The 261-nt window shown below is 31.8% G+C and carries 1 pseudogene; it reads right to left on the bottom strand.

Going from position 1 to position 261, the window contains the following annotated elements:
* Positions 1–45: 45 nt before the first annotated feature.
* Positions 46–195 (bottom strand): annotated as a pseudogene (locus K5S59_RS29875) (GMP reductase); the annotation flags it as partial.
* Positions 196–261: the final 66 nt, after the last annotated feature.

Here is a 261-nt window from a genome sequence, read left to right as displayed (position 1 = left end):
GAGATAGAAGTAATTGTTTTCAGCTAAATAAGTTGCGATTGTTTAATCAATAATCGTTAGCATATTAGCAGGTACGACAGGTAATTTAAATTTATGGTTACCTAAAGTGACAGTTGGAGCACATTCAGAGCGGCTGTTCACAATAAATTATGCAGGAATTAATTGAATATCTTCATAGTCGAATACGTGTTCCATCATTTACACCCCTAAAATACGAATATTTTATCCAGTGTATTTAAAAATGTTCGTACAAATGATAAG

It is taken from the genome of Bacillus sp. BML-BC051, assembly GCF_019656175.1.
Classification (GTDB): Bacteria; Bacillota; Bacilli; order Bacillales; family Bacillaceae_G; genus Bacillus_A; species Bacillus_A mobilis.
Note: the sequence above shows the minus strand (reverse complement) of the source record. Positions and strands in the feature narration are given on the sequence as shown.